The sequence below is a fragment of the Mesorhizobium sp. M1423 genome (genome assembly GCF_040317575.1).
Taxonomy (GTDB): Bacteria; Pseudomonadota; Alphaproteobacteria; order Rhizobiales; family Rhizobiaceae; genus Mesorhizobium.
This window is the reverse complement of sequence record NZ_JAMYKU010000013.1, coordinates 126360-152163: the sequence shown is the minus strand read 5'-3', so window position 1 is coordinate 152163 and position 25804 is coordinate 126360. Positions and strand designations below refer to the sequence as shown.

The window sequence follows — 25804 nt, the reverse complement described above, 5'->3', positions numbered from 1 at the left end:
TGCTGATATCGCTTCGCGGAGCTGCCCGGTTTACGGGAGATCGGCCGTTACAGCAGATCGATGAGGAACTGGATCAGCGGGGCATCGGCCGGCGGCATTGGAAAATCGCGCATCTGGCGCGGCCGCACCCATTTCAGCACCTGCCGTTCCTTCGGCTGGGCAATGCCGCGGAATCGACGGCAGACGAACAGCGGCATCAGCAGGTGAAAATCTTCATAGGAATGGCTGGCGAAGGTGAGTGGCGCCAGGCAAGGGATGTCGGTCTCGATGCCGATCTCCTCATACAATTCGCGGATCAGGCATTGTTCCGGCGTCTCGCCGGGCTCGACCTTGCCGCCCGGAAACTCCCATAGGCCGGCGAGTTGCTTGCCTTCGGGCCGCTGCGCCAAAAGCACGCGCCCGTCGGCATCGACCAGCGCGCAGGCCGCAACCAGGAGCAGGCGCTTGCCGACCGTGTCTGAGCCGCTCATGCGCCTTGTGGCCGGCGATAGTGATAGCGATAGACTTCATCGAATCCGAGCGAACGGTAAAGCGCCAGCGCCGGCGCGTTGTCCGCCTCGACCTGCAGCCAGGCTTCCCGCGCCCCACGCAGCCGCGCCCATTTCAGCGCCGATCGGATGAGGTGGCGGCCATGGCCCTGGTTGCGCACCGATCTGTCGGTGGCGATCTCGAACAGCCCGGCAAGGTCGCCGTCATGCACGCAGATCAATGTTGCCAGCGGCTCGCTGCCGTTCTCCAGCGCAAACAGCCCGGCCTCCGGCTGGATGGCGCCAATGATCTCCGACAGGCCGGGCCGTAGCGACACTTCCGAACCGCTCACCTTGAGCGCTGCGCCGATGAAACGGCTGATGTCCTTCAACGGAATCTGGTCCATGGCGTCGTCGAGCATGGCGTCCGCCAGCGGCAGCCGCATGACCAGCGACTCCGCGAATGTGCTCCAGCCCTCGCCGTCGAGGTACTTTGAGAGATCCGGCCCAGACAGCGGCGAGACGCGAAAGGTCAGCGGCCTGCCATAGGCGTCGAAGCGACGGCTGGCGCGGCCGATGCGCTCGGCAATGTGCTGGATGTCGCCCGGATCGAGCGGATTGACCGAATTCAGCCGCTTGGCCGGATGGCCGGCCGTCAGCCGCACGACCCAGGTGCCGTCATAATGGACGGCGGCCGCCGGCCAGGCGCGAAAGCCAGCCGCCTCGTAGCGGCGCACGATCGCCAACACGCTTGCCGGATGTCTGGAAGCCAATGTCATCAGCTCCGATAATCGCCATTGATGGCGACATATTCCTTGGTGAGATCGCAGGTCCACACCGTCGCCTTGCCGCGGCCGATGCCGATATCGGCGCGGATGCGGATCTCGTCGCGCTTCATATACGCCGAAGTCGCCGCTTCGGAATAGGCGGCGTCGCGCTCGCCCTGATATGCCAGGCGGTTGTCGCCGAACCAGATCGACAGAAGGTCGCGGTCGGCCGGTTCGCCGGCCTTGCCGACGGCCATGACGACACGGCCCCAATTGGCGTCCTCGCCGGCGACTGCCGTCTTGACCAGCGGCGAATTGGCGATCGACAGCGCGATGCGCTTGGCCGAGCGGGCCGATTTGGCCCCGGTGACGGTGACCTCGACCTGCTTGCGGGCGCCCTCGCCGTCGCGCACCACCTGCAGCGCCAGCGACTTCAACACCTTGCCGAGGGCACGGCGGAACGCGCCGAGGCGCGCATCCTTGGGGTCGGAAATCGCCGGCGCGCCACGCCTGGCGGCAGCAGCTGTGGCGAACATCAGCAGCGTGTCGCTGGTCGAGGTGTCGCTGTCGACGGTGACCGCGTTGAAGGTCTTGGCCGTGCCGCGCGACAAGAGATCCTGCAGCACCGGTGCTGCGATCGGCGCATCGGTGGCGATGAAGGAAAGCATCGTCGCCATGTCGGGCGCGATCATCCCCGCGCCCTTGGCGATGCCGTTGATGGTGACGTCGGCATTGCCGAGCTTGAGCGTCGCGGTCGCCAGTTTGGGATAGGTGTCGGTGGTCATGATTGCCTTGGCGGCTTCGGTCCATAATTCCGGCTTGCCGTCCTTGATCAGCCCGGCCAGCAGGTGGCTGAACTTACCAGTATCGAGCGGTTCGCCGATGACGCCGGTCGAGGCCAGGAACACCTCGCCTGGCGTGCAGCCGGCCGCCTTCGCCGCCGCCTCGCCCGTGAGTGCGGTCGAGGCGCGGCCCTTCTGGCCGGTAAAGGCATTGGCATTGCCGGAATTGACGACCAGAACGCGCGCCTTGCCCGCCGTGAGGTTTTGCCGGCAGAAGTCGACCGGCGCCGAGGGGCATTTCGACCTGGTGAACACGCCGGCGACGGTGGTGCCGGCGTCGAACACCATGGCCAGCAGATCGGTACGGTTCTTGTATTTTATGCCGGCCTCGGCGGTGGCGATGCGCACGCCCTCGATGGTCGGCATCTTGGCATATTTCTTCGGCGCGAGCGGCGAAACCTGTGCGGACATGGAAGACCCCGGGCGGGAAAATCGCGAAAGGAACGCCGGTTTGCCCGATAGCGCGCGTCGGCGCAAGCCGTTTTCACAGCCGTTACGGGTGCCGGACGCCTGACACTGCCTCATGCCGCAAGCAGGGCTGTTGCAAATTTGTTGGCATCGCTGCGGCCGATAGCGCTATGATCCTGCCCCATGGGCAGGCTTGTGGTCTTGGCACTGGCGTTTCTGGGCTTTCTGCTGCTGCGCGCGGATGCGCAGACGGCGCGGCGCGTGGCGCTTGTGGTCGGCAACGGCAGCTACGCCAAAGCCGGCACGCTGGCCAATCCCGTCAACGATGCGCTCGACATTGCCGACAAGCTGCGCGCCATCGGTTTCGAAGTGATCGAAGGCAACGATCTCGGCAAGCGCGAGCTCGAACGCAAGATCGGCGAATTCTCCGATGCGCTGCAAGGCGCCGGTGCCGGGCTGTTCTACTATGCCGGCCATGGCCTGCAGGTCGACGGGCGCAACTTCATCGTGCCGGTCGACGCCAGGCTGGACATGCCGGTCAAGCTGCAGCTCGAGGCGGTGCCGATCGACGAGGTCCTCGACATCATGGAGCAGCAGACCAAGGTCAGCCTGGTCTTCCTCGATGCCTGCCGCAACAACCCGTTTGCCCGAAGCCTCAGCCGCAGCGCCACGACGCGCTCGGCGACGGCTCTCGCCGGCATCGCCCAGTTCGAGTCGACACGCGGTTCATTCATTGCCTTCTCGACGGCGCCCGGCGCTGTGGCAATGGACGGGACGGAGCGCAACTCGCCCTTCGCCGCCGCACTTTTGCGGCATATGGCGGAGCCCGGACAGAGCATCAACGACATGATGATCGCGGTGCGCCGCGATGTCGTTTCCGCAACGCGCGAGGCGCAGCGTCCCTGGGAGCAGGGATCGCTGCTCGAGCGTTTCGAATTCGTGCCGGGCGGAGACAGTGCCCAGCAACCGAAACCGGCCGTCACCCCGGCGCCCGCGTCTGAGGTCGCAGCGCTCGAACGCTCCGTCGGCGACAAGGGCGCCATTGAGCAGTTTCTGCGCCACGACTATCTGGCGCCTGATGCCAAGGCGATGCGCGAGACCGTCAAGCGGCTTTACGGTGCGTCGGCCACCATCTACGGCACGCGCTACGACAGCGAGGCCATCGTCAAGGTCAAGACTGACTGGTTCGCGCAATGGGCGTCGTGGTCGTTCGGTCTTGAGCCCGGCAGCCTTGAGGTGACGCCGCACGGCAAGGACCGCGCCGATGCGGTTTTCGCCATGACCTACGATTATGTGCCGAAGGACCACTCGGCGCAGCGGCTGACCGGCAAGGCACGGGTCATGCTGGAACTCGTGCTGGCCGACGGCGAGTGGCGCGTTGCGTCGGAAACGTCGCAGGCGCTGGAATGAACATCACCGGACCGCTGGGTTGATGAACCCGCGAAACGCCCGCTGCACGCCCGGAATCAGTCCCCAGATCATGATCGAGACCATCAGCGGCGCGATGACCAGCGTACGCTGCCAGATTTGCCACTCCTTGGTCAGCGGAAAACCATGTACAAAATGGCAGTGATCAGCGGGTAGACGCCGAGCAGCACCAGCAGGGCGAAGCGCAAGCGCGAAAAACGCGTGGCGACAGTCGAGGTCATTGCTGTTCTCCTTATCGTTACGGAACGTTCCGTTACATATGAAACGGATCGTTTCGTTTCGTCAAGAGTTGTATATGATGGCTGCTGAAATCGCGGGCAAGGACAAAGAAATGGGCGAGACCACCGATCCCGGGCGCAAGTCAGCCGGCGCACGGCGCAGCCCCGAAAGCGCCGATGCCATTCTCGACGCCGCCGAAGCGGTACTGGTCGAAGCCGGTTATTCCGGCTTCTCCATCGAGGCGGTGGCGCGGCGGGCGCGCGCCGGAAAACCGACGATCTATCGCTGGTGGCCAAGCAAGGCCGCTCTGCTGCTCGACGTCTACCAGCGGCAAAAGCGTGTCGACAATCCCGACACCGGGAACCTTGAGCAGGACCTCGTCGGCTTCCTGAAGAGCTTGTTTGCGCACTGGCGCGACACATCGTCGGGCAGCGTGTTCCGATCGCTGATTGCCGAGGCGCAGTCGGACGAAAAAGCGGCCGCCGCCCTTGCCGAATACGCAAGAGGGCGGCGCGTCCACACCGGCCAGATGGTCGAACGCGCCAAGGCAAGGGGAGAGGTGGCAGCCGACGTCGATGCCACTGTCGTCGCCGACCTGATCGGCTCGTACGCCTGGACGCATCTTCTGACGAACCGCCTCGACGAGGACGAAGCGACGCTGCACAGGGCGGTCGGCTATGTCTTGAAAGGCATCGTCGCTGACGATGCCGGCGATGCCACGGCGGTCCGGCGGCGGCGTCGACGCATCATCGTTCGCCCTACCAAATAGAAGCGACAGGGCGGCAGCGCGCCCTGTCGTAGCTCAATCTGGCCTATTTCGCGCTTTCCAGTGCGTCGACCGTCTTCTTCAGGTTGGCATCGGGGATGTCGACCTTGGCGTTGGCGCGCAGCGACTTGACCAGCGCGAAATACTTGTCGCGGATGACCGCCTGGCGGGCCTGGTCCTTGACCTCGTCGAAGGCCGGCGGCTGCTTGGTGCGCTTGTCCTCGACCTTGATGACGTGCCAGCCGAACTGCGACTGTACCGGCTGCTCGGTGTATTTGCCGACCGCCAGCGCAAACGCCGCCTTGTCGAATTCCGGCACCATCTGGCCAGGCCCGAACCAGCCGAGATCGCCGCCGCTGGTCTTGCCGCTCGGATCGCTGGTGTGCTCGTTGGCAAGCTTCTGGAAATCGGCACCGCCGTCGAGCTGCTTGATGATGGCGTCTGCCTCTTCCTTCGTCTTCACGAGGATGTGACGGGCGTGCACCTCGTTGGTGGGCGGCGTGTTGGCGATTTCCTGGTCGTAGCGGGCGCGGACCTCGGCATCGGTAACTTTGTTGACGACGCCCTTCTCGACCATTTCGCCATGTAGCGCGCGCTGCTGCAGGAATGCCATGCGGCGCTGGAAGTCGGGATCCTTGTCGAGGCCGGTGGTCACCGCCTGAGCCGCCATCACGCGGATTTCGATCGCCGCCGACAGCGCCGCGGCGCGGCGCTGCTCGGGCGGAAGCTGCGCGAACTGCTGCGACAGCTCGCCCTCGGCAAGCCCAAGGTCTGCCTCGGTCAGCGTCTGGCCGTTGATGGTGGCGACCACGGCGTTCGGATCGACCGGCTTGGCCGCCGGGGCGGGTGCCGCCGGCTGGGCAGGGGCGGCTTCCTGCGCCATCAACGGCGACAGCGAGAGGGCCGACAGCCCGAATGCCAGACCAAGGCTGGCGAGCGACGCGCGGCGGAACAATACAGACATTACGATTATCTCCAAAGCGGGGTAGCTAGAGCGGAATGGCTTCCAGACCAGCAGGATTGTGGCGGAATTTGGCGCGGTCGACAGGGCGAGCGCGGCGTTGACATCGAATGAGCCCCCTCTTATCTGTCCAACGACTTTGCGTCCAGAACCGTTTTCCGGGCGCTTTTTGCGTTTGTCCGCGTTCACGCGGATTTGATGGGGGCCGGCCGGCGCCCGTCGCAATGACTTGGAATGCTATCGAAAGGGCCATTGGATGGTCAGTCTCGGCGGTCTCGCCCGTAAGGTTTTCGGCTCCTCCAACGATCGTCGGGTCAAATCGACCCGGCCGCGCGTCGAGGCGATCAATGCCATGGAAAACGAGATGCGGGCGCTTTCCGACGCCGAGCTTCAGGCCCGCACGGACAAATTCCGCCAGGACTTCGCCAACGGCGCCAGCCTCGACGACCTCCTGGTGCCGGCCTTCGCCACCGTGCGCGAGGCCGCCCGCCGCGTGCTTGGCATGCGCCCATTCGACGTGCAGCTGATCGGCGGCATGGTGCTGCACAATGGCGGCATTGCCGAGATGCGCACCGGCGAAGGCAAGACGCTGGTGGCGACGCTGCCGGTCTACCTCAACGCGCTCGCCGGCAATGGCGTCCATGTCGTCACCGTCAACGATTATCTGGCCACGCGCGACTCCGAATGGATGGGCCGCGTCTACAAATTCCTCGGCCTCAACGTCGGTGTCATCGTCCATGGCCTGTCCGACGAGGAGCGGCGCGTCGCCTACGCCGCCGACGTCACCTACGCCACCAACAACGAGCTCGGCTTCGACTATCTGCGCGACAACATGAAATACGAGCGCGCCCAGATGGTGCAGCGCGGTCACAGCTACGCCATCGTCGACGAGGTCGATTCCATCCTGGTCGACGAAGCCCGCACGCCGCTGATCATTTCCGGTCCGCTCGAGGACCGTTCGGAAATGTACAACACCATCGACACCTTCATCATCCAGCTGCAGCCGCAGGACTACGAGATCGACGAGAAGCAGAAGACCTCGATCTTCACCGAGGAAGGCACCGAAAAGCTGGAGAACATGCTGCGCGATGCCGGTCTGCTCAAGGGCGAGTCGCTCTACGACGTCGAGAACGTCGCCATCGTCCATCACGTCAACAACGCATTGAAGGCGCACCGGCTGTTCCAGCGGGACAAGGACTATATTGTCCGCAACGGCGAGATCGTCATCATCGACGAGTTCACCGGCCGCATGATGCCCGGCCGCCGCTATTCGGAGGGCCTGCACCAGGCGCTCGAAGCCAAGGAGCATGTGGCGATCCAGCCGGAGAACCAGACGCTCGCCTCGGTCACCTTCCAGAACTATTTCCGCCTCTACAAGAAGCTCGCCGGCATGACCGGCACGGCGCTGACCGAGGCCGAGGAATTCGCCAACATCTACAATCTCGACGTCACCGAGATCCCGACCAACCTGCCGGTCATCCGCATTGACGAAGACGATGAGGTCTACCGGACGGTCGAGGAGAAATACAAGGCGATCGTCAGGGAGATCAAGGAAGCCCGTGCCAAGGGCCAGCCGACGCTGGTCGGCACGACTTCCATCGAGAAGTCCGAGCAGCTGGCCGAACGCCTGCGCAAGGAAGGTTTCAAGGATTTCGAGGTGCTGAACGCCCGCCACCACGAGCGCGAAGCGGCGATCGTCGCCCAGGCGGGCAAGCCCGGCGCCATCACCATCGCCACCAACATGGCCGGCCGCGGCACCGACATCCAGCTCGGCGGCAATGCCGACATGCGCATTGCCGAGGAGCTTGGCGACATGCCGGCCGGCCCCGAGCGCGAGGCCAGGGAAAAGGAAATCCGCGACGACATCGCCCGGCTGAAGGAAAAGGCACTCGCCGCCGGCGGTCTTTATGTGCTCGCCACCGAACGCCATGAATCGCGCCGCATCGACAACCAGTTGCGCGGCCGCTCGGGCCGCCAGGGCGATCCCGGCCGCTCGAAATTCTTCCTGTCGCTGCAGGACGACCTGATGCGCATCTTCGGCTCCGAGCGCATGGACGGCATGCTGCAGAAACTCGGCCTCAAGGAAGACGAGGCAATCATCCATCCGTGGATCAACAAGGCGCTGGAAAAGGCGCAGAAGAAGGTCGAGGCGCGCAACTTCGACATCCGCAAGAACCTGTTGAAATATGACGACGTCTCGAACGACCAGCGCAAGGTGGTGTTCGAGCAGCGCATCGAGCTGATGGACGGCGAAGGCTTGTCCGAGACCATCACCGAGATGCGCGAAGGCGTCATCGAGGAGATCGTCGCCAAGAACATTCCCGAAAACGCCTATGCCGAGCAGTGGAACGTCGCCGGGCTCAAGGCCGAGATCGCCGAATTCCTCAATCTCGATCTGCCGGTCGAGGACTGGGTCAAAGAAGAAGGCATTGCCGAGGACGACATCCGCGAGCGCGTCAGCCAGGCTGCCGAAGCCGCCGCCAAGGAGCGCGCCGAGCGCTTCGGCCCCGACGTGATGACCTATGTCGAGCGTTCCGTGGTGCTGCAGACGCTCGACCATCTGTGGCGCGAGCACATCGTCAATCTCGACCATCTGCGCTCGGTCGTCGGCTTCCGCGGCTATGCCCAGCGCGATCCGCTGCAGGAGTACAAGGGCGAAGCGTTCGAGCTGTTCCAGGCGATGCTGGGCAATCTGCGCCAAGCCGTCACGGCGCAATTGATGCGCGTCGAACTGGTCCGCCAGGCGGCGGAAGCGCCGCCACCCGAAGCCCCCGACATGTTCGGCAGCCATATCGACGGCAGCACCGGCGAAGACGATTTCGAAGGCGGCGAGACGGCCGTGCTGGTCCGCCAGGAAACCAACGCCATCGTCGCCCCCGAAGACCGCGACCCGAAGAACCCGGCAACCTGGGGCAAAGTCGGCCGCAACGAAGCCTGCCCGTGCGGGTCGGGCAAGAAGTATAAGCATTGTCACGGGGCGTTTGCGTAAGGCTGCGCTTTCCTTCTCCCCGTCATACGGGGAGAAGGTGCCCTAAGGCGGGGCGGCACGGACGTCTGCGACTAGCCAATCTCCCCACCTGAGGGGGAGATGGCCGGCAGGCCAGAGGGGGGCGGTGTCCCGCCGACACCAAAATACGCATTTCGAATTTTCTGTATCTCGACCGGCGGTGGTGTTTGAGTTTGAAATCTAATAGCCGGGTGACGCACGCGCTGATGTCCGCGCTTCATGAAGATCGGAACCTGCTAAAGTGGGTAAAGACACTACTTTGATTCAATAACCCCGTTCGAGGTCGATCTTGTTGGACAGAGGCTCTCCTCTGGCGACTTGACCGCAGAGATCGGCGGCCTGGTCGATTCCAGAATCCACCCAGAAGCTCGCGACATGAGGTGTGACGGTCACCTTGGTGATGAGTCCACAACGGCGATGAAGCCTCCAGCGGTTCACGCTCAAACACGTCAAGACAAGCACCAGAAAGCTGACCTTCGTCGAGAGCGCGGATCAGGTCGGCTTCGTTGACATGCGCGCCCCTGCCGACATTCACAAGGTAGGCACCTCGCTTCATTTTTCCAAAGGCACTCAAGTTCAGTATCCCACGAGTCTCACCAGTCAGGGGAAGTGAACAGATAACGTAGTCCCGACTTGTGAGTGCGCCCGCAAGCTGGGCACGGCCAAAGTAACTGTGTATGCCAGGAAGCGTCTTTTGATGACGAGACCAGACTGCTGTGTCGTAGCCAAAGTCCGCAAACAGCTTTGCGGCCCAGCCACCGATCCGGCCCGCACCAAGCACAACTATTCTTGTCTCGGAGATCTTCCGCGGCGCGATCGGATTCCACAACTTGCGGGCTTGTAGACTCATGTAATCCGCAACATGCCGTTGCTGGCAGAGAACGCGAAGGACGACGTACTGCACCACTTCCGAAGCCTGCTCACGCGTTGCGAGCCTGATGAGCGGAACACTCTTGGGAAAGCTCTGAAGATCAATACCCTCGACACCGGCTCCCAAATAGACGACGGCGCTTAGCCCCGTCATGGCATCAAAAAAGCCAGGACTGGCGCCCTTGTCGATCAGCACAATATCTATGTCACTTTTGTTCCCGGCGTCTGGCCAAAGCCTGAACTCCAGCTGCGGCACACGGGTTTTCAGCTCAGCAGCCCACACTTGTGCATCAATGTAGTCAGGATACTCATTGACCATCAGAACGGTAATGGGCTCGCCTAACACTTCGCCCCTCCCAGATTCAGGTAATCAGGCATCCACCGGATTACCGTTCTGTTGAGACTGAGGTTTGCGCAAACTGGCACCAGTTGCAAGATCAGACCCCGGCAAAAATGGCGTTGGTGATCCGCCAAAGCCGTGATGTCTGCCCGCTGCTGGCCGAGGATGTCGATTTCGCTTTCTTCAAGGCATAGTTCTCCCCTTGTTTTGCTGAAACGCATGACAACCGGGCCGGTCACGCCGGTGATGGATGGGGCGATGGCCGGAGTTCCGCGATCAGCCGCAGGATGTCGGTGAAGAGTTGCCTCGGGATAGCGACCTCCGCATCTGGAAGGCGACATAACGCCCATGGCTGATAACCTCGGCAACGATCTTGATGAGCTTCTTTGTGAGCTGGTAAGTGGTGCCAGAACATCCTTCCTGGCCTTTAGGTCCGGTTGGCATTCCTAGTTCTCTGCATGGCTAAAGACGACAGCGCCGTTGTCCTTACGAACTTCAACGGACACAATTCCATCGTCACCCTTTCGGGTTTGGAACATGGAGGTTGCATGATCTTTCGCGGTCTTCTCGTCGTCGAAGATCAACTTGTCGACGATGCCCTGCCTTCCATACCAGATGACAGTATAGGCCATTGTTGCTGCCATGCTTTCCGCTAAGCATATAGGCGTTTTCGCATTTGGGGCAAACGAGATAGGCGTTTCCGCGTATTTCAAACTGAGACACTACCGGCAGGGTGAAGGGCTGCGCGAGTGATGAATATGAAGCAGCGCGCCGCCCCTCATCCGCCTGCCGGCACCTTCTCCCCGTATAGAGACGGGGCGAAGGGAGCACCCCACCCAACCGTTTCTTAATGTGTTCTCGCTACACCCAGCCCCAGAAAAGAAGCGGAAAACGGAGTGTGATCGGGGTGCGCTTTTCCGCGGCGACGACAGCCGGGCGGTTCTTGCCGCAGCGCCTTGCGCTGCGCATCAGGCCGCTGCTTGGCCTGATCGATGCCGTGCTGTTCACCGCAGGCGAGCGCGGCGAGGCCGGCCGCATGTCGCTGATTGCATTTTCGGTCCGCATCGTCAGCGCCGTCATCGCCTTCGTCAGCCAGGTCTTGATGGCGCGCTGGATGGGGTCGTTCGAGTACGGCATTTTCGTCCTCGTCTGGGTGACGATGGTCATCGTCGGCAATCTCGCCTGCCTCGGTTTCCACACCTCAGTCATCCGCTTCATTCCCGAATATCGCGAGCGCGGCATGATGGCCGAATTGCGCGGCATCGTGCGGGCCAGCCGGCTGTTCGTGCTGATTGCCTCGACGGTGATCGCCGGTCTCGGCGCGCTCGGCGTCTGGCTGCTGTCGCCCTTTATCGAAGGCTATTATGTCGTGCCGTTCATCCTCGGCATCATCTGCCTGCCGATGATCGCCATGTCCGATCTTCTGCAAGGGCTGGCGCGGGCCAATTCCTGGGCGCTGTTTGCGCTATCGCCGACCTTCCTGGTGCGGCCGCTGCTGATCCTGGCGTTCATGGCGCTGATGCTGCTGGCGGGCTACGCGCCCGACGCCAGGACGGCAATCTTCGCCGCGATCGCCGCCACCTATGCCACCACGCTCGGTCAGCTCATCGGCGTCACTTCACGCATGGACAGAAGGATCCCGGCCGGGCCGATGAAGCTGCATTTCGGCCAGTGGTTCATCGTCTCGCTGCCGATCTTCCTGGTCGAGAGCTTCTTCTTCCTGCTCACCAATGCCGACGTGCTGATGGTCGGCGCCTATCTCGATCCCAACGACGTCGCCGTCTATTTCGCCACGGTCAAGACGCTGGCGCTGGTGCATTTCGTCTATTTCGCGGTCAAGGCCGGTGTCGCCCAGCGCTATGCGCAGTTCACTCATGGCGAGCCGCAAAAGCTCGCCGCCTTTGCCCGCGAGACGGTGTCGTGGACGTTCTGGCCGTCGCTGGCGATGGCGCTGCTGGTGCTGACGCTGGGCGAGCCGATGCTGACCCTGTTCGGCCCGGAATTTGCCGCCGGCTATCCGCTGCTGTTCCTTTTGGTGTTCGGCGTCGTCGCTCGGGCCGCCGTCGGCCCTTGCGAAAGCCTGCTCACCATGAGCGGCAACCAGAACATCTGCGCCGCCGTCTACGCCATGACGCTGGCCTTCAACATCGCGCTCAGCGTCGTGCTGATCCCGCTCTTCGGTCTGTGGGGCGCAGCGATGGCCACCGTCTTCGCCATGATCTTCGAGGCCGGCGCGCTGTCCTTCACGGTCTGGCGCAAGCTCGGCATCGCCATGGTCATTTTCGTGCCCGCCAAAGGAGCCGCCTGATGGCTGCCGTCCCCTTGCTCGAGGAAACCAGCGGCGGCCCGGCCGGCGCCATGGTGTCCGGCCTTGCCGGGCTTGCGCGCGAAGCCGATCCCGCCCATGTCGAGATCCTCGCCAACAACCGGCCCGAACGCAAGCTCGCCATCTATCCGGCCTCCGCCGGCTTCGACCTGGTCGAGGAACTCGACTATCTCTGCACCCGCACGATCGAGCCCAACGTCTTCTTCAATCCGCGCTTCCTGGCTCCTGCCATGCCCAGGCTGGAGGACCGCGAGGTGCGGCTGGCCGTCATCCGCGACGGCGACCAGTATCGCAACCGGCTGCGCCTGCTGGTGCCGTTCTCGGTCGAGCGGCCGGCGGTGCCGCTCGGCGTTCCCGTCATGCGCACCTGGTCGAGCCCGTTCGGCCCGATTGGCACGCCGCTGGTCGACCGCGACGATCCGATCGGCGTGATCGAGGATTTCTTCTCGATGCTGTCCAGGCCGCATCTCAAGCTGCCGAAAGTCTTCGTGCTGCCCGATATCCGGCTGGATGGCCCGGTGGCGAGCCTGCTTGCGACCGTCGCCGAAACGCGCGGCCTGACGCTGGTCACCACTGGCAAGGCCGACCGCCCGGTGCTCGAAAGCGCGCTCGACGGCGAAGACTATCTCAAGGCCTCGCTGCGCGCGCACCATTATCGCGAGTTCCGCCGCCTGAAGCGCCGCCTCGCCGACCTCGGCCGGCTGGAACATCATGTTGCACGGGGGCCGGACGAGATCCGCCATGCCATCGAAAATTTCCTGACGCTGGAAGCTGCCGGCTGGAAAGGCCGCGAGCGCACCGCCATGGCCATCGACCGCTACCGCGCCGCCTTCGCCCGCGAGGCGGTGCACCGGCTGGCCGAGCAGGATCTCTGCCGCATCCATTCGCTGACGCTCGACGGCCGCACCATCGCCTGCCTGGTCGTCTTCGTCGAGGCCGGCGTCGCCTATACCTGGAAGACGGCCTATGACGAGACGCTCGCCGCCTATTCGCCGGGCACGCTGCTGATGATCGAGGTGACCAGGCAGCATCTCGACGACCCCAACATCATGATGACCGATTCCTGCGCGGTGCCCGACCACCCCGTGATGAGCCGGCTGTGGAGCGAACGCAAGCCGATGGGCACGCTGGTGATCGGGCTGACGCCGGACGCCGACCGCCCCGCCCGCCAGGCGGCCTCGCAGCTTCACCTCTACCGCGAGACCCGCAACATGGCGCGCCTGCTGCGCAACCGGATGAGAAGCCTGCTGCGGCGACGGTAGCGCATCGGGTCCAAAGGGGGACCCGGCCCAGCCGACCGTCTCCGCACCATCGACCTGCTCGGGCCTAGGTCGTCAGGGTTAATTCTCCCGATCAGCGGAAAGGATTAGCATCGACGCAGTCCCAACCGGGATGAGGCGATCAATTACGGCCGCGCGTCCAGCATCACTGCCGCCTCGGTCCTGCACGGCCAGAAGAAAAATCTGGGAGGAATGCATGACGAAAACAACTCACCTCAGGCGTCTCGGTATCCTCACATTGGCAGGTCTCGTCGGCGCGTGTCTGAACGCCGCCGCTCCTCGGGCCGCCGAACCCGACAAGGCCGAGATCGATGCCCTGCGTAAATCGCTGTCCAGGTATGAAGACTACAAGGTTGCCATTCGCGAGCTTTATCTGTCGACGGTTGGATGCGTCTTCTACAGCGGCGAAAAGGTAGAGGGAGCGATGGACTACCCGAAGGGCGCGATGGGCATCCATTTCGTCAACGTCACGACTGTCGGCCCGACCGCGGATCCGACGCGCCCCAATGTGCTGATCTATGAGCCGGTCGGCGGCGAATTGCGCCTGGTCGGTGTGGAATGGCTCGTGCCCTTGACGCCGGACACCAAGGAGCCGCCGAAGCTCTTCGGCCAGACATTCATGGGGCCTATGGAGGGGCATTATCCGCTCATCCCGAAGGAGTTCCACCACTACGACCTTCACGCCTGGCTGTTCAAGGAGAACCCGCTCGGAATGTTCAGCCCGACGAACCCGGACGTGAAATGCGACAATTATGCGTTTCCGATGCCGGAGCAGCCGACCAAGATGGTGCCGGGGCCGATGTGATAGCGGCTCGGGCTGCGATCCGCAGCTTGCCAGGAAGGGCTGCCGGATCTCAGACGTTATCCCAGAGGACGCTCCTGGGATAACGCCCAAGTAACCTCTCGAGGTTTCCCGGAAGAAAATGGTGCCCTCAGCCCGGATCGAACCGGCGACGCATCGGCAGCCTAGGGCAATTTCGCCATAGCGCATTCGCTGCGGGGCCGTTGGGCTCGCAGCGCGGTCGCCTATGACTTGGCGGGCATGGCTTGGACGAAAGCCGCCATCTGGCGTTCGAGCGCCTTGAACGCGCTGCCGCGCCAGCTCTCGGCCATGGACGCCGATTTTGGATCGGGGAAAATTTCCTCCTCCCCTCGCGCCATGCCGTCCAGGATACCTTTCGCGACGCTCTCCGCAGAGCTCTTCGGGATGTCGGCGTCTCTGCTCATGTCGGTGTCTATGGGACCGGACAGGACCGCATGAACGCTCACGCCACGAGCGCCGGCGAGAGCACGGAGCGATTGCGTCATGGAGAACGCGGCGGCCTTCGACAGCGAGTAGGACGGAATAATCGGGAAGGGAACGAGGGCCGCTTCCGACAGGATGTTGACCACGGCGCCGCGCGAACTCGTGAGCAGCGGCAGGAATGCGTCGGTTACGCCGTGTACGCCGAGCAGGTTGACGGCGAGGTGTCGCTCGAGCGCAGCACGATCGCCAAGGTCGTCGTAGAGCCCGATGCCAGCATTGTTGATGAGGATATCGAGAGACCCGACCCTTTCGACAGCCGCCTCAATCTGCGCCGTATCGGTCACGTCCAGGATCAGCGGCGTGACACGCCGATCCGCGTGGGCGAGCGGTTTGCGCGCGCCGGCATAGACGCGCTTGGCACCCCGCCTCAATATTTCCTCGACCAGCGCCTTGCCGAGGCCGCGGTTGGCCCCGGTTACCAGAACGGCCTTGTCTGTGACTTCCATCGATTTTGGCACGGCGATCTCTCCTCCTACTTGCATGAATGCAAGCCATTCGTTCTTGCATCATGCAAGTAGGTTATAATTTTCTGTTCCATGCTTGGATGCCGTCCCCCATTGCATTGCTCCAGGGCAGCCGGCACCGGCACCGTCGCCGGGCGAACCCTTGCAATCAGGACCCGACTTCCAATGTCGTGTAGGAGATCGGCGAAGGCCGCTCCAGGAAGGCGCCGGTTATGGCCGAAACGAAATTCTTCGCGTCCGCCGAGCCCAGAAAAGCGTCGCGCTCCTGCTTCGATGCCCAGCGCTCGACGCAGATGGTAACGTTCGGCTCTGCCTCCGAGCGAAAGACGCTGTAGTCGATGCATCCGCTTTGCTTGCGGGCCGCGCCGGCTACGTCCCGCAGGGCATCCCGCACCTTGCTCTCGATGCCGGGCTTCGCCGCTGCCGTCGTCATGACGATCATCTCGGCGCCATCGCTCGCTGTCTTGCGCTCGAGGCCGATGTTCTCGTTTTGCGGCACGACCGTTGGATTGGCGTTCTCTTCGCCCTTGTTGGGCTGCCCCTTGCCCGTCGAAATCAGGTCGCGAAGACTCGCGACATAGAAGCGCCAGGAGTCATGGCAGACGTCGTAGCATTCTTCACTCGGCTTCAGCCCGACATGGGTGAAGCGCAGCTCGGTACCCTTGTCGGTCGGCGCGATCTCGAAGACCACGTCCGTGCCGGTCCACTCGGTCGCATCCTTGACGAAGTTGAAGTAGTTCTGGACGACGTGCCAGACGACCTTCTTGCCGGGCACAAGCTCCGTAACCTTGAAGGTACCGCGGTGGATATCCTTGAAGTGATAGTAGAATATCGCACCGAGCTTGTTGGTATCGCCGTCGATGTCTTCGGACCACCAGGCGCGCGGATTGACAACCGCCGCAAAAACCTCTTCCGGGCTTTGCTCAACGACAAATGACGTCGTGTAATCTTCATCCTTTTTCATGACATATCTCCTGTCTGGATCCGACGGTTGATGGGCACCCAAGTCTCGGGCGATGAAGTGAGCGACGCTCTCTCGAGCTCCATCGCTTGCATCATGCAAGCACAATGCATACTTGCATGATGCAAGTCAACAGGGTATGTTCACGCCATGCTTGGTCGTCTTTATGAAAAACAGAACTGCTCGGCCTCACGCGCCCTGGAGCTGGTCGGCGAGCGCTGGAGCCTGTTGATCCTGCGCGACGCGATGTTCGGCGGCTACACGCGCTTTTCGCAATTCCAGAAGAGCCTGGGGATTGCCACCAACATCCTGGCCAAGCGCCTCGAGGATTTCGTCGAGGCCGGCCTGATGGACCGTCGTTCGGGTGCCGCCGGCGAGCAGGCCGAATACGTCCTGACCCGAAAGGGGCTGGAATTCAAAACGGTCATCATCGCGCTGACCGAGTGGGGCGACAAATGGGTGCGGCCCGGACCCATCTTCTACTGCGACCAATCCGACGGCAGGCCCGTCGAGGTGCAATTGCGCCGCGCCGACAATGGCAAGCGGGCCGATTTCGCCGACGTCGTGGCGGCCCTCCGCTAGGCACGGCGGCGGGTCCGGCCCGCAGCACGATCCAAGACGAAGCTGTTTCGAATTGTGCCATAAATGTTACCGCATAGCTCACCTCTCCAGGTTGCATCTGTGGCTCGGGTCTGGTGGATAGTCCGCGGGAGGAAACATGTCCGTCGGACAGCGATCGACTTTGCGGCAGCGTCTTTTTGCGTTTCTCGTCGCCGGCCTTGGTGGCCTCGCGGCGGCCGCCGCGTCATTCGCAATGACGGTGTATGAAGCATCCAACTCGCGGCCAACTCCAACGGTCGCAGCCGGCGAGCCCATCGACACCGGGCGCTGGGTTATTACGTTTCGCGGTGCCCGAACCGGCTCGGTTCCGCCGACGGGAACCGAGCCGTCCCAGCCGAAGACCTTTTTGATGGTCGAATTCGACCTCGACAACCGCTCGGCGGCGACCAGCAACGCCTTCGCGTCCATGTTTGACATCGACCCGCCGATCACGGACGTGCAGGCGCCGGCCTTCTATCTTGCACGCGACAAATGGATCGCAAGCGGCGTCCATCCCGGCATACCGGAACACATGATCGCCGCCTGGGAGTGGCCGAAGGCGCAGCCGCTGCCGCAGGATCTGCGTCTCGTGGTGGGCAGCCAGATCTACAAGCGGCGTGACAATCTCTACGGCGGCTCGGGCTGGTTCGATCGCGATCCGGTCGCGATCGTGGCATTGCCGGTAAAGACCGAAATGGTCGTCGGGCCGGGGCAATGAGAACAGGTCTCAAGGAAACCGGCGCGATCATCTTCGCGGCGGCGATCCTCTACGCAATGCAGCGGACTACCCCGCTCTACAGCAACATCACCTCGCCCGTCTCGATTGCTGGCGAGCAGGGTGAGCGCACCGACGCACGCGCCTTCGCGCTGGCCGTCGGCGACGTGCATCTCGCGCGTACCGTAAGGATCGAGCGCTTTGGCCAGACCCGGACCTACACCACTTCCGGGGTCTGGGTCCTGGTCGAGGCCGCCGCCGAAGCAAAACGCGAGAGCCTGACCCTGACCTCCGCCGAATGGCTCGGCCCGAGCGGGTTGCGCTATTCTCTCAGCCAGCGCATTTCCACCATGCCGGCAATGCTGCCGGCAGAGCGGCTGGAGCCGGGACTGCCAAAGCCCGTGCTCATGGCTTTCGAAGTCCCGGAAAACGAACTTGCGGGCGGAACCGTGCTGGTCGCGCCATCGGCATTCACACCGCTGGGTGAAGAGGTCCGGGTGGCAATCACCGAACTTGCGGTGGGCGACATCCCTGGCGCCGTGACGATCCGCCGGAGCGATGGCCCGATGCCTTGGACGCTGGAGACCGAGTGATGGCGGAGGCCATTTCCCGTGCCGAGAGACGCCGCTACTGGCTGAGCCTTGCTGGGCTGGGCTTCGCCCTGCCGGTTGCAGTGCTGGTGCATTCCTGGGAAAGCCTGGAGGCATGGCGATCCGGTAGCGACCGCGACCCGATCGCGGTCGACAGGGGTGAGTCGCAGCGCTACGCCGGGGCCGAATGGCGGCTGACAACGCTGTCGCGCCTGCCCGGCGGCTCGGCAGATGAAGCCGTCGTGCTGGCCGAATTCGAGGCGAGGATCGAGGATCCTGGTCTCCTTGCAGAAAGCCCCTGCGCCGTTGTGCTCACAGACGCCGAAGGCCGCCGCTGGCTGCCTGCCTTCCTGACCCGGCCCGTCGTGCGCAAGATGCAGCCCGAGGCAGCCGACAAGCCCCGCTGCGGCGGGCTGGCCTTCCAGGGCGCCGGCACGCACGGCACGGCGCGCATGGCCGAGACTTTCGTCATTCCGGCGACGGCAAGCGGCCTTGCGCTGTCGGTCACGCTGGCGAACGCCAGGCCGCGCCATCTGCTCTTCAGGTAGCGACCCTCAGCGGCTGCCGTTGCGCCGCCACCGCAAATTCAAGCACCGCCGCCAGCAGCGCGATCCTCAAGGCGTCGAGCACTATGCCGCCGTCAAGATCGCTCGGACTGCCGATGAACACGCTGGCGAAGCTGAAGACGACCTGCCATGTATCGAGGTCTGGCGCGCCGAGCGTCCGCGTCGCGCCAAACCACAGCCAGGCGCAAAGCCAGCCGATCAGCCGGTAGGCGACGACGAAGGTGAGCAGCGTCGCGAGTCCTGCGCCGAGCGTGAGCTTGAGACAGGCCCAAATCGGCGCATAGCGCGAGCGGTAGCCGCCGAGGAAATGCGTGATGAAGTCGCTCAACCATTTGCGCCAGGTGGACCCGCGCGACGGCGGCGGCGCGGCCGCTGCCGAAGCGGCCGTCAGCTCGTAGCCGTTGATGATCGCCGCCATGACCAGCCAGACCATTGGCAGAAGCGCATAGAAGAACAGGCTTTGCGCCTGTTCCAGGATGCCGGGCTGCCTGAACTCGACCGGCGTGAAGCCTTCGGCAGCGTGAGCGGCGATCGACAGGACAAGCGATCCTGCGCCCATGCTGAGTTCGCTGCGCAACGCACTAGCCCCGATCCAGGTGATGAACTCGTCCTTCCAGATATCGAGCGCATAGAGCCCGATAAAAATCCAGCTTGCATCCGCCGCCACGACGAGCAGCCGCCAGTAAGGCCTGCGCGCGCCTTTGTTCATGCGCTTCGCGAACCAGCGGACCAACCAGCAGCCGACAATCGACGCAATGAGGCCGCTGGAGCGCAGCAGGCCGAATATGTCGGCGCTTTCTCCCAGCGGAATGCGTTCGAGCGCCAGCCGCGAATATTCTCGCACACTGTCGCCGAGGAATCCCCATGCGGCGTAATAGGCGAAGAAGGGCAAGATGGCGGCCGCGGTCACCGCCAGCAAGTGGTCGGCGGGCTGGGACGTTTTCTCCTGTTTCGCACCGCTTGCCGACATTTGGCGAAGCGAGGCGAGTGCCGGCAGTCCCGGACGCAGGGCGACGAACATCGCCACGATGACCAGAAGCTTCGTCAGCACCACCAGCGAAAGCACAACCATCCCGCCGAGGGGATTGACGAGGCCCACCGTGACTGCCGCGTTGAGCAGGAGGTCGCGCGCTACATAGCCGATGGCGCCGAGAAGCAGCAGTTGCGGCCAGAAGCGGGCAATAAGACCCACGGTAAGGGAAAGAGGCCTGACAATATCGTCGGTCGTTGTCATGCCATGTGCATAGCCGAGCAAGACCGGCGCCTCAATCCACGGAATGTCCGGTTCGGCTATACCAGCTGACCGCGGAGTTGGCGGCGCATCCCTCGTGATGGCGGGGACCGCAGCACGCCCGATTGCGGTGGTGAGGAACGCCCAATTGCGCTTGGGTCTAGTCCGCGCACCGTTCAGCGGAAGCTTGGGCAGCTTGCGGCAACAGGCAAGACGCAACCATTCGATGCCGTCGAGGGCGTCGTGGACGATCCCACCGACGCCCTTGGGTTTAATAAGAAGTGGCGTGGGAATTTAAGAAATGGTGCCCCTAGCCGGGATCGAACCAGCACTCCTTGCGGAACTCGATTTTGAGTCGAGCGCGTCTACCAATTCCGCCATAGGGGCTCAGGCCGGGCGGCCTGGATGGGCGCGGACTATACGGTTGGAGGCCTGTTCGTCAACTGGCCAATTCCCGAGACCCTATCTAGCCCAAGCCCAGGCTTTCGATTTCGTCGATCGGAGGCTTCGGTCCATAGTGGGCATCTCAGCCCGTTTGAACCCTTCTACCTCAACAGCGGCCACAGAATGCCGATGAATGCTGACACCCCATCCATGAGCCAATGCGCCGTCGCCAGCGGCAGGATGCGGCGCACGCGCAGGTACACGAGGGTGATGAATGTCGAATGGGCGATAGGCGCCAAGAGCCGGTAGAGCATGAAGTGTGGATCGAACGTCAGCGGCATCACGGCGTGCTGAAACGACCAGGAAAACGCTACGACGGCAACGGCAAATCCCGTGCTTCCCGACAAGACTTGGAAACGCGGCAGAAGATAGCCGTTATAGGTGGTCTGCCCAGACCAACGGAAAGATCAGCACCCCGTAAAGCGCAGGCAAGAGCGGCAAAGGTCCGTATATTTGCAGTGCATCAGGGTTGCCGTAGACCAACAGGCTGCTGGCGATGATCCCACCGTAGATGAAAACGAGGCTCGGGAGGATGAGCGCGACGCCCAACAACAGATCGCGCCCCAAGCGTTTGCGATCGAAGCTGATAAAATCGAGCAGCGTGATGCCCTCGCGCCCGTGCAAGCCACCACAGGAGACCAAGGCAGCCCGCGTCGATCAAACTGCCGTATGCCGGCAGCCAAGCCCCTGCGTCGCGCCAGGGCGTTGCCGAACCGTGCGCTGCATAAATGGCCGCAACCAGGCCCTGCGCGGCAACAGCGAACGCCGAGCGCGCGCACAACATCAAGGCGGGGCCGGACCATGTCAGCACGCCGGCAGATCGCCGCTCGAGAATGGCGGCACGGGAGTTCGGGACTGTGGCTTCGCTCATGATCGGCTTCCGAACGCTACGGTGGAAACGAGTTCAGCCAATTCCGGTTTCTGGAGTGAAAGCAGAATGTGTCGAGCCGGCCATGAGCAAAACATCATCACCGAGGGCGGCTCACATCTCCTCGATGGCGTCGGCAATGTAGCCGCCGGTCTGACGCTTCCACAGTCGGGCATAGAGCCCGTCGCGTTCCAACAGCGCCGATGGTTTTCCCTCCTCGACGATGCGGCCTTTGTCGAGGACGACGATCCGGTCCATCCTGGCAATGGTCGACAGGCGATGGGCGATGGCGATCACGGTCTTGCCCTCCATCAGAACCGCGAGCTTGGACTGGACCGCCGCCTCGGCTTCGCTGTCCAGTGCGGACGTCGCCTCATCGAGAACCAGGATTGGCGCATCCTTGAGCAACACCCGGGCGATCGCGACGCGTTGGCGCTGGCCGCCGGAAAGCTTCACGCCGCGATCACCGACGAAAGCGTCGTAGCGGGTGCGGCCTTCAGCATCTCTGAGATCGGCGATGAAGCCGTCGGCCTCGGCCAGCATCGCGGCGTGCTCCAACGCCTCCGGCGGGGCATCGGGCCGGCCGTAGCGGATGTTGTCGCCGACGGAGCGATGCAGCAGCGAGACGTCCTGGGTGACGACGCCGATGCTCTCCCGAAGGCTGGCCTGGGTCACGCTGCGGAGATCCTGTCCATCGATCAGGATCGCGCCGCCCTTCAGCTCGAAGAACCTTAGGAGCAGGCTGACAAGGGTCGACTTGCCGGCCCCGGAGAGGCCGACGAGCCCGACCTTCTCGCCTGCGCGCACGGTGAGCGACAGGTCTTCGATCACCCTTTGGCCCTCGCGGTATTCGAACTGGATGTTCTTGAACTCGACTTCGCCGGCCGTGACGTCGAGCGGGTTGGCGTTCGGCGCGTCTTTTATAGTCGGCGGCGTCGTCACGACCGGCATTGCGTCGCGGATGGTGCCCACCGCCTGGAAAATCTGCTGGCCCATCTGCAGGAAGGCACGGGAGTTGGCATTGAGCCGCTGAACGATGGCGATCGATGCGGCGAACTGGCCAATCGTGACAAAGCCGGCGACAAATCCCCAGAGCCCTATGGCAACGTTGGTGAGAAAGAGCGCAACATTGAGCAGGACGACGCCCATGTCGGTCGTCAGATAGATGCGCCTTTCGCGCTGCTGGGTCTCGATGGCGTTTTCCATGACGGTGCGCATTGCGCCCGCCTCGCTGTCTTCCGCCGCAAACAGCTTGACCATCTGGATGTTGCTGTAGAGGTCGGTCATGGCGCCGACAACAAGGCTGCGCCCCCGCGCCGAGCGGCGCGAGCGTTCGGAATATTGGGGCACCGCCACCACCGCAATGGCGATGTTGGCGGCGATCCAGACGAACACCGGAAGCGCCAGCGGCCAGGATAACGCGCCAAGCAGAACGAGCGAACCGACGAGCTGCACCAGAAACAGCGGTATTCTGTAAAAGGCCACGACGATCTGCTGCTGCACGGCGGATGCGACTTGCGAAATGCGCGACGCAACCTGACCTGCGAAGAGATCGTGGAAGAAGGCAAGGTCCTGGCGTTCCACCGCCTTGTGGCCCTGCCATTGCATCGCCGCCGGCATGCATACGGCCACCGTCTGCGAGTTCAGCGCATTGCCCAGGAAGATGAGCAACGGCAGCACGGGGAAAACCAGCACGCCGAGCACGACCAGCGTCGGCCAGTCCTCGTGCAGGAAAACCGCCGCGCCCTTCGCGCTCACCCCGTCGACGACGAACGAGGCCCCCCAGATCGTCGCAAGGTTGATCCCCTCGATCGCCATCATCAAGACGGTAATGGCCGCAAGAGTGCCGCGGAACATCCTCGCGAAATGCAGGAGCAGCGCAAACGGCCCGCTCGCTGGCAGCGGCCCGGGTGGAATATCCAGCGGACGGATGAGCGTCTCAAAGGGGCGGTAAATGAAATCGGAGAACGTCATGGCGGCGCAAAGGGCGGATGGAAAGACAGGATGTGACAAAAATCGCCGTATTTAAACACGGATCGTGTTCGACGGGAAAACCCACGATCTATTAGATATTGCCTTGACGCACTTCAGGCGGGCAGGTGCTCGATGCCATGGCCTGGTCGTCAACTGGCCAATCCCGACATCTGGGCTCGCTCAAGCCTCAGCCTTTCGATTTCGTGAAGCAGCTGCCATTGTGCAGCGCGGAAAATCTTTCTAGACAGGCGGCGCATGTCATTGAAGCGCACCTTGTCCGACGAGATTGATGCGGCGCGCTTCCAAATCTTGTTTGTACATGTCGTGACCCAAGACCACTACCGGTTTGGGCGTGCATTAGGAGTGCCGATGCTTCGCGGACTTTACGACTGGACCTTGTCGCTGGCGGCGAGCAAATCCGCCGAATGGTGGCTGGCGTTCATCGCCTTCGTCGAGAGTTCGGTGTTCCTGGTGCCGGCCGACGTCCTCTATCTCCCGATGGCGCTGTCGCGGCCGGATCGCGCCTATCGTTACGCGCTGGTCGCCACCGTCGCCTCGGTGCTGGGCGGCATCGCCGGCTGGTTCATCGGCCATTACGCCTATGACGCGGTGGCGCGGCCGATCCTCGAATTTTACGGCAAATATGACGAGTTCGAGGCGATGCGCGTCTCGTCGGGTGTCGGCTTCATCATCCTGATGCTGGTCACCTCCGGCCTCGCCCATCTGCCGCCGATCAAGGTGGTGACAATCCTGTCCGGCGTCATCGGCGTTCCTTTGCTGCTGTTCATCGTGCTGGCAATCGTTGCGCGCGGAGCTCGCTTCCTGTTTCTCGCCTGGCTCTTGCGCCGCTATGGCGAGCCGATCCGCCACTTCATCGAAAAGCGCCTTGGCCAGATTGCGGGCGCCGGCGCCGCTGCCCTGATTTTGCTCTATATCGTCGTCAAATACGCCGTCTGAACGGCATCGAACCGAATGGACTGAGTCCGATGACAGCGACCGTGAATGCCGATACCGGACGCCAGCGGCTGCGCACCGCCCTGTTCCTCGCCGTCGCCATGGCCGCCACAGTCGGCTCGGCGCTGGCCTTCCAGTATGTTGGCGGCTACATCCCTTGCAAGCTCTGCCTCGAGCAGCGCACCCCTTACTATGTCGGCGTGCCCTTGATGCTGCTGGCGGTGCTTGCGTCGGCCCTTAAGGCGCCCGCCTGGATAAGCCGTGGCCTGCTGGCCATTGGCGGCCTGCTGATGCTCTACGGCCTCTATCTCAGCGTTTATCACTCCGGCGTCGAATGGGCGTGGTGGCCGGGCCCGACCGATTGCACCGCAGCCGCCGGACCGGTGGACACCGGCGGCAAGGGCGTGCTCGACGCGCTCGACAAATTCGTCCCGCCCTCCTGCGACAAGGCGGCGCTCCGCATCCTCGGCCTGTCCTTGGCCGGCTGGAACGCCATCGCCAGCTTTGTCCTGGCAGTCGTAGCCTTCCGCAGCGCCTTTGCCCGCGATTGAGCGGTTCACCCTTGCGCCGACGCGAGATTATTCAAGAATTCGGCAGGCTGAGTCGTATCAAGTGATTATCGAGAACCGGAGCGGAGCGTACTAAAGTACGTGAGCACCGGCCTACGCCAGCCGTAGCCTTAACTACCACACCACGACCGCTCATAAATGCTTCGGCCGGCGAAGGCCGGAAGCGCAGAAAATCGCTTCAGACGGCCAGCCTCCCGAATTATCGGATGATCTCAAGGCTCCAGTTCGACATCCCAGTACAGATAATCCATCCAGCTTTCGTGCAGATGGTTGGGCGGGAACAGCCGGCCGTTGTTATGCAAATCATGCACCGTCGGCTGGTAGGGCTTCTGCAGCGGCCACATCTTGGCGTGGGCCGGCATCATGCCGCCCTTCCTCAGATTGCAGGGCGAGCAGGCAGCGACGACATTCTCCCAGGTCGTGGCGCCGCCGCGATGGCGCGGAATGACATGGTCGAACGTCAGATCGTCCGGCGTGCCGCAATATTGGCACTGGAAACGGTCGCGCAGGAAGACGTTGAACCGGGTAAACGCCGGATGCCTCGACGGCTTCACGTAGGCCTTCAGGCTGACGACACTCGGCAGCTTCATCGAAAAGGTCGGCGAAGAGACGGCGTGTTCGTATTCGGCGACGATGTTCACCCTCTCGAGGAACACCGCCTTGATGGCATCCTGCCAGGACCAGAGCGACAGGGGGTAATAGCTGAGCGGACGGTAATCCGCATTCAGCACCAGCGCTGGAAGCCCATCCGGAGATACGGCAACCGTCACGTCGTTGACCTCCTTCACCCTAGAACCGGTCGACGCGGATACTGTAAGCCCGACATGACAGGGATGTGAAGCGGATTGTCGATCATGCCGGGTCTCAAAAACGCATGATTT

General features: G+C 63.0%; 26 protein-coding genes, 1 tRNA gene and 1 pseudogene. 12 read left to right on the top strand and 16 right to left on the bottom strand.

Annotation, left to right across the window (positions count from 1 at the left end; all coding sequences use genetic code 11):
• Nucleotides 1-47 precede the first annotated feature (47 nt).
• From NKG95_RS18100 to argJ, 3 genes are read right to left on the bottom strand one after another with little or no spacing between them, the layout of a single operon-like run.
• On the bottom strand, nt 48-470 hold the full coding sequence (locus tag NKG95_RS18100; RefSeq protein ID WP_353041747.1) for a (deoxy)nucleoside triphosphate pyrophosphohydrolase: 423 nt from the start codon (nt 468-470) through the stop codon (nt 48-50).
• Nucleotides 467-1246, bottom strand: a complete 780-nt coding sequence (locus tag NKG95_RS18095; protein WP_353041745.1) for a GNAT family N-acetyltransferase — start codon at nt 1244-1246, stop codon at nt 467-469. The genes NKG95_RS18100 and NKG95_RS18095 overlap by 4 nt, the downstream gene beginning before the upstream one ends.
• Complete coding sequence (argJ, locus tag NKG95_RS18090) at nt 1246-2487, bottom strand: bifunctional glutamate N-acetyltransferase/amino-acid acetyltransferase ArgJ (protein WP_353041743.1); 1242 nt, start codon at nt 2485-2487, stop codon at nt 1246-1248. Before argJ ends, NKG95_RS18095 begins: the two co-directional genes overlap by 1 nt.
• A gap of 180 nt (nt 2488-2667) precedes the next feature.
• Between argJ and NKG95_RS18085 the strand changes: the two genes are divergently transcribed.
• A complete protein-coding gene (locus tag NKG95_RS18085) occupies nt 2668-3894 on the top strand; it encodes a caspase family protein (protein ID WP_353041741.1) in 1227 nt (408 codons plus the stop codon).
• A gap of 3 nt (nt 3895-3897) precedes the next feature.
• Here the strand turns inward: NKG95_RS18085 and NKG95_RS34325 are convergent, their stop codons facing one another.
• Nucleotides 3898-3978 carry a hypothetical protein gene (locus NKG95_RS34325; protein WP_502913965.1) on the bottom strand — a complete coding sequence of 27 codons (81 nt, stop codon included), beginning with the start codon at nt 3976-3978 and terminating at the stop codon, nt 3898-3900.
• A 265-nt stretch (nt 3979-4243) separates the two neighbouring features.
• On the opposite strand from NKG95_RS34325, the gene NKG95_RS18080 reads away from it, so the two are divergent.
• Nucleotides 4244-4900: a TetR/AcrR family transcriptional regulator gene (locus tag NKG95_RS18080; RefSeq protein ID WP_352789585.1), complete on the top strand. Its 657-nt coding sequence runs from the start codon at nt 4244-4246 to the stop codon at nt 4898-4900.
• Between the two features lie 43 nt (nt 4901-4943).
• Here the strand turns inward: NKG95_RS18080 and NKG95_RS18075 are convergent, their stop codons facing one another.
• Entirely contained in the window at nt 4944-5861 is a 918-nt protein-coding gene (locus NKG95_RS18075) for a peptidylprolyl isomerase (protein WP_023721047.1), read from the bottom strand.
• Nucleotides 5862-6114: 253 nt separating this feature from the next.
• Here NKG95_RS18075 and secA point away from each other — a divergent pair, with 253 nt between their 5' ends.
• Nucleotides 6115-8847, top strand: coding sequence for a preprotein translocase subunit SecA (gene secA, locus NKG95_RS18070; RefSeq protein WP_353041739.1), 2733 nt, complete (start codon nt 6115-6117; stop codon nt 8845-8847).
• A gap of 235 nt (nt 8848-9082) precedes the next feature.
• On the opposite strand, the gene NKG95_RS18065 is transcribed toward secA, so the two are convergent.
• From NKG95_RS18065 to NKG95_RS18060, 3 genes and pseudogenes are all read right to left on the bottom strand, one after another.
• Complete coding sequence (locus NKG95_RS18065) at nt 9083-10081, bottom strand: NAD(P)-dependent oxidoreductase (protein WP_353041737.1); 999 nt, start codon at nt 10079-10081, stop codon at nt 9083-9085.
• A gap of 229 nt (nt 10082-10310) precedes the next feature.
• A pseudogene (locus NKG95_RS34320) lies at nt 10311-10468 on the bottom strand (IS1380-like element ISCARN79 family transposase); the annotation flags it as partial.
• A gap of 53 nt (nt 10469-10521) precedes the next feature.
• A complete protein-coding gene (locus tag NKG95_RS18060; RefSeq protein ID WP_353022826.1) occupies nt 10522-10707 on the bottom strand; it encodes a hypothetical protein in 186 nt (61 codons plus the stop codon).
• 275 nt (nt 10708-10982) lie between these two features.
• Between NKG95_RS18060 and NKG95_RS18055 the strand changes: the two genes are divergently transcribed.
• The 3 genes from NKG95_RS18055 to NKG95_RS18045 all read left to right on the top strand — a co-directional run bounded on the left by NKG95_RS18055 (nt 10983) and on the right by NKG95_RS18045 (nt 14486).
• Nucleotides 10983-12383: a lipopolysaccharide biosynthesis protein gene (locus NKG95_RS18055; RefSeq protein WP_353041735.1), complete on the top strand. Its 1401-nt coding sequence runs from the start codon at nt 10983-10985 to the stop codon at nt 12381-12383.
• Entirely contained in the window at nt 12383-13663 is a 1281-nt protein-coding gene (locus tag NKG95_RS18050; RefSeq protein WP_353041733.1) for a GNAT family N-acetyltransferase, read from the top strand. The genes NKG95_RS18055 and NKG95_RS18050 overlap by 1 nt, the downstream gene beginning before the upstream one ends.
• A 214-nt stretch (nt 13664-13877) precedes the next feature.
• Nucleotides 13878-14486 carry a hypothetical protein gene (locus NKG95_RS18045; protein WP_023721053.1) on the top strand — a complete coding sequence of 203 codons (609 nt, stop codon included), beginning with the start codon at nt 13878-13880 and terminating at the stop codon, nt 14484-14486.
• A 221-nt stretch (nt 14487-14707) separates the two neighbouring features.
• Here the strand turns inward: NKG95_RS18045 and NKG95_RS18040 are convergent, their stop codons facing one another.
• Nucleotides 14708-15445, bottom strand: coding sequence for an SDR family NAD(P)-dependent oxidoreductase (locus tag NKG95_RS18040; RefSeq protein WP_352483536.1), 738 nt, complete (start codon nt 15443-15445; stop codon nt 14708-14710).
• 154 nt (nt 15446-15599) lie between these two features.
• Nucleotides 15600-16415 carry an antibiotic biosynthesis monooxygenase gene (locus NKG95_RS18035; protein ID WP_352909938.1) on the bottom strand — a complete coding sequence of 272 codons (816 nt, stop codon included), beginning with the start codon at nt 16413-16415 and terminating at the stop codon, nt 15600-15602.
• 147 nt (nt 16416-16562) lie between these two features.
• Here NKG95_RS18035 and NKG95_RS18030 point away from each other — a divergent pair, with 147 nt between their 5' ends.
• The 4 genes from NKG95_RS18030 to NKG95_RS18015 all read left to right on the top strand — a co-directional run bounded on the left by NKG95_RS18030 (nt 16563) and on the right by NKG95_RS18015 (nt 18865).
• Complete coding sequence (locus NKG95_RS18030) at nt 16563-16994, top strand: winged helix-turn-helix transcriptional regulator (protein ID WP_353041731.1); 432 nt, start codon at nt 16563-16565, stop codon at nt 16992-16994.
• 136 nt (nt 16995-17130) lie between these two features.
• Nucleotides 17131-17730, top strand: coding sequence for a hypothetical protein (locus tag NKG95_RS18025; protein ID WP_031194561.1), 600 nt, complete (start codon nt 17131-17133; stop codon nt 17728-17730).
• Complete coding sequence (locus tag NKG95_RS18020; protein ID WP_353041730.1) at nt 17727-18320, top strand: hypothetical protein; 594 nt, start codon at nt 17727-17729, stop codon at nt 18318-18320. Before NKG95_RS18025 ends, NKG95_RS18020 begins: the two co-directional genes overlap by 4 nt.
• A complete protein-coding gene (locus tag NKG95_RS18015; RefSeq protein ID WP_023721059.1) occupies nt 18320-18865 on the top strand; it encodes a hypothetical protein in 546 nt (181 codons plus the stop codon). The genes NKG95_RS18020 and NKG95_RS18015 overlap by 1 nt, the downstream gene beginning before the upstream one ends.
• On the opposite strand, the gene NKG95_RS18010 is transcribed toward NKG95_RS18015, so the two are convergent.
• The 5 genes from NKG95_RS18010 to NKG95_RS17990 all read right to left on the bottom strand — a co-directional run bounded on the left by NKG95_RS18010 (nt 18858) and on the right by NKG95_RS17990 (nt 23400).
• Complete coding sequence (locus tag NKG95_RS18010; protein ID WP_352483533.1) at nt 18858-20117, bottom strand: hypothetical protein; 1260 nt, start codon at nt 20115-20117, stop codon at nt 18858-18860. The genes NKG95_RS18015 and NKG95_RS18010 overlap by 8 nt on opposite strands.
• 299 nt (nt 20118-20416) lie before the next feature.
• Nucleotides 20417-20501, bottom strand: a tRNA-Leu gene (locus NKG95_RS18005).
• Nucleotides 20502-20659: 158 nt separating this feature from the next.
• Nucleotides 20660-20905: a hypothetical protein gene (locus tag NKG95_RS18000; protein ID WP_353041728.1), complete on the bottom strand. Its 246-nt coding sequence runs from the start codon at nt 20903-20905 to the stop codon at nt 20660-20662.
• Between the two features lie 28 nt (nt 20906-20933).
• Complete coding sequence (locus tag NKG95_RS17995; RefSeq protein WP_353041726.1) at nt 20934-21182, bottom strand: hypothetical protein; 249 nt, start codon at nt 21180-21182, stop codon at nt 20934-20936.
• A 358-nt stretch (nt 21183-21540) separates the two neighbouring features.
• The gene (locus NKG95_RS17990) at nt 21541-23400 is read right to left on the bottom strand and encodes an ABC transporter ATP-binding protein (RefSeq protein WP_353041724.1); all 1860 of its coding nucleotides are present in this window, start codon (nt 23398-23400) and stop codon (nt 21541-21543) included.
• Nucleotides 23401-23769: 369 nt separating this feature from the next.
• Here NKG95_RS17990 and NKG95_RS17985 point away from each other — a divergent pair, with 369 nt between their 5' ends.
• Both NKG95_RS17985 and NKG95_RS17980 read left to right on the top strand, forming a co-directional pair.
• Entirely contained in the window at nt 23770-24357 is a 588-nt protein-coding gene (locus tag NKG95_RS17985) for a YqaA family protein (protein WP_023721063.1), read from the top strand.
• Between the two features lie 29 nt (nt 24358-24386).
• Entirely contained in the window at nt 24387-24905 is a 519-nt protein-coding gene (locus NKG95_RS17980) for a disulfide bond formation protein B (protein WP_023721064.1), read from the top strand.
• A gap of 230 nt (nt 24906-25135) precedes the next feature.
• On the opposite strand, the gene NKG95_RS17975 is transcribed toward NKG95_RS17980, so the two are convergent.
• Complete coding sequence (locus tag NKG95_RS17975; RefSeq protein WP_023677956.1) at nt 25136-25693, bottom strand: HNH endonuclease; 558 nt, start codon at nt 25691-25693, stop codon at nt 25136-25138.
• Nucleotides 25694-25804 lie beyond the last annotated feature (111 nt).

Bases quoted from the DNA above. Each gene is read 5' to 3' on its own strand.
- NKG95_RS18025 (WP_031194561.1), top strand. From the start codon at position 17,131: ATGTCCGTCGGACAGCGATCGACTTTGCGGCAGCGTCTTTTTGCGTTT.
- NKG95_RS18095 (WP_353041745.1), bottom strand. From the start codon at position 1,246: ATGACATTGGCTTCCAGACATCCGGCAAGCGTGTTGGCGATCGTGCGC.
- NKG95_RS18075 (WP_023721047.1), bottom strand. From the start codon at position 5,861: ATGTCTGTATTGTTCCGCCGCGCGTCGCTCGCCAGCCTTGGTCTGGCA.
- NKG95_RS17990 (WP_353041724.1), bottom strand. From the start codon at position 23,400: ATGACGTTCTCCGATTTCATTTACCGCCCCTTTGAGACGCTCATCCGT.
- NKG95_RS17985 (WP_023721063.1), top strand. From the start codon at position 23,770: ATGCTTCGCGGACTTTACGACTGGACCTTGTCGCTGGCGGCGAGCAAA.
- NKG95_RS18050 (WP_353041733.1), top strand. From the start codon at position 12,383: ATGGCTGCCGTCCCCTTGCTCGAGGAAACCAGCGGCGGCCCGGCCGGC.
- NKG95_RS18045 (WP_023721053.1), top strand. From the start codon at position 13,878: ATGACGAAAACAACTCACCTCAGGCGTCTCGGTATCCTCACATTGGCA.
- secA (WP_353041739.1), top strand. From the start codon at position 6,115: ATGGTCAGTCTCGGCGGTCTCGCCCGTAAGGTTTTCGGCTCCTCCAAC.
- NKG95_RS18100 (WP_353041747.1), bottom strand. From the start codon at position 470: ATGAGCGGCTCAGACACGGTCGGCAAGCGCCTGCTCCTGGTTGCGGCC.
- argJ (WP_353041743.1), bottom strand. From the start codon at position 2,487: ATGTCCGCACAGGTTTCGCCGCTCGCGCCGAAGAAATATGCCAAGATG.
- NKG95_RS18035 (WP_352909938.1), bottom strand. From the start codon at position 16,415: ATGAAAAAGGATGAAGATTACACGACGTCATTTGTCGTTGAGCAAAGC.
- NKG95_RS18030 (WP_353041731.1), top strand. From the start codon at position 16,563: ATGCTTGGTCGTCTTTATGAAAAACAGAACTGCTCGGCCTCACGCGCC.
- NKG95_RS18085 (WP_353041741.1), top strand. From the start codon at position 2,668: ATGGGCAGGCTTGTGGTCTTGGCACTGGCGTTTCTGGGCTTTCTGCTG.
- NKG95_RS18010 (WP_352483533.1), bottom strand. From the start codon at position 20,117: ATGACAACGACCGACGATATTGTCAGGCCTCTTTCCCTTACCGTGGGT.
- NKG95_RS18060 (WP_353022826.1), bottom strand. From the start codon at position 10,707: ATGGCCTATACTGTCATCTGGTATGGAAGGCAGGGCATCGTCGACAAG.
- NKG95_RS34325 (WP_502913965.1), bottom strand. From the start codon at position 3,978: ATGGTCTCGATCATGATCTGGGGACTGATTCCGGGCGTGCAGCGGGCG.
- NKG95_RS18080 (WP_352789585.1), top strand. From the start codon at position 4,244: ATGGGCGAGACCACCGATCCCGGGCGCAAGTCAGCCGGCGCACGGCGC.
- NKG95_RS18020 (WP_353041730.1), top strand. From the start codon at position 17,727: ATGAGAACAGGTCTCAAGGAAACCGGCGCGATCATCTTCGCGGCGGCG.
- NKG95_RS18015 (WP_023721059.1), top strand. From the start codon at position 18,320: ATGGCGGAGGCCATTTCCCGTGCCGAGAGACGCCGCTACTGGCTGAGC.
- NKG95_RS17980 (WP_023721064.1), top strand. From the start codon at position 24,387: ATGACAGCGACCGTGAATGCCGATACCGGACGCCAGCGGCTGCGCACC.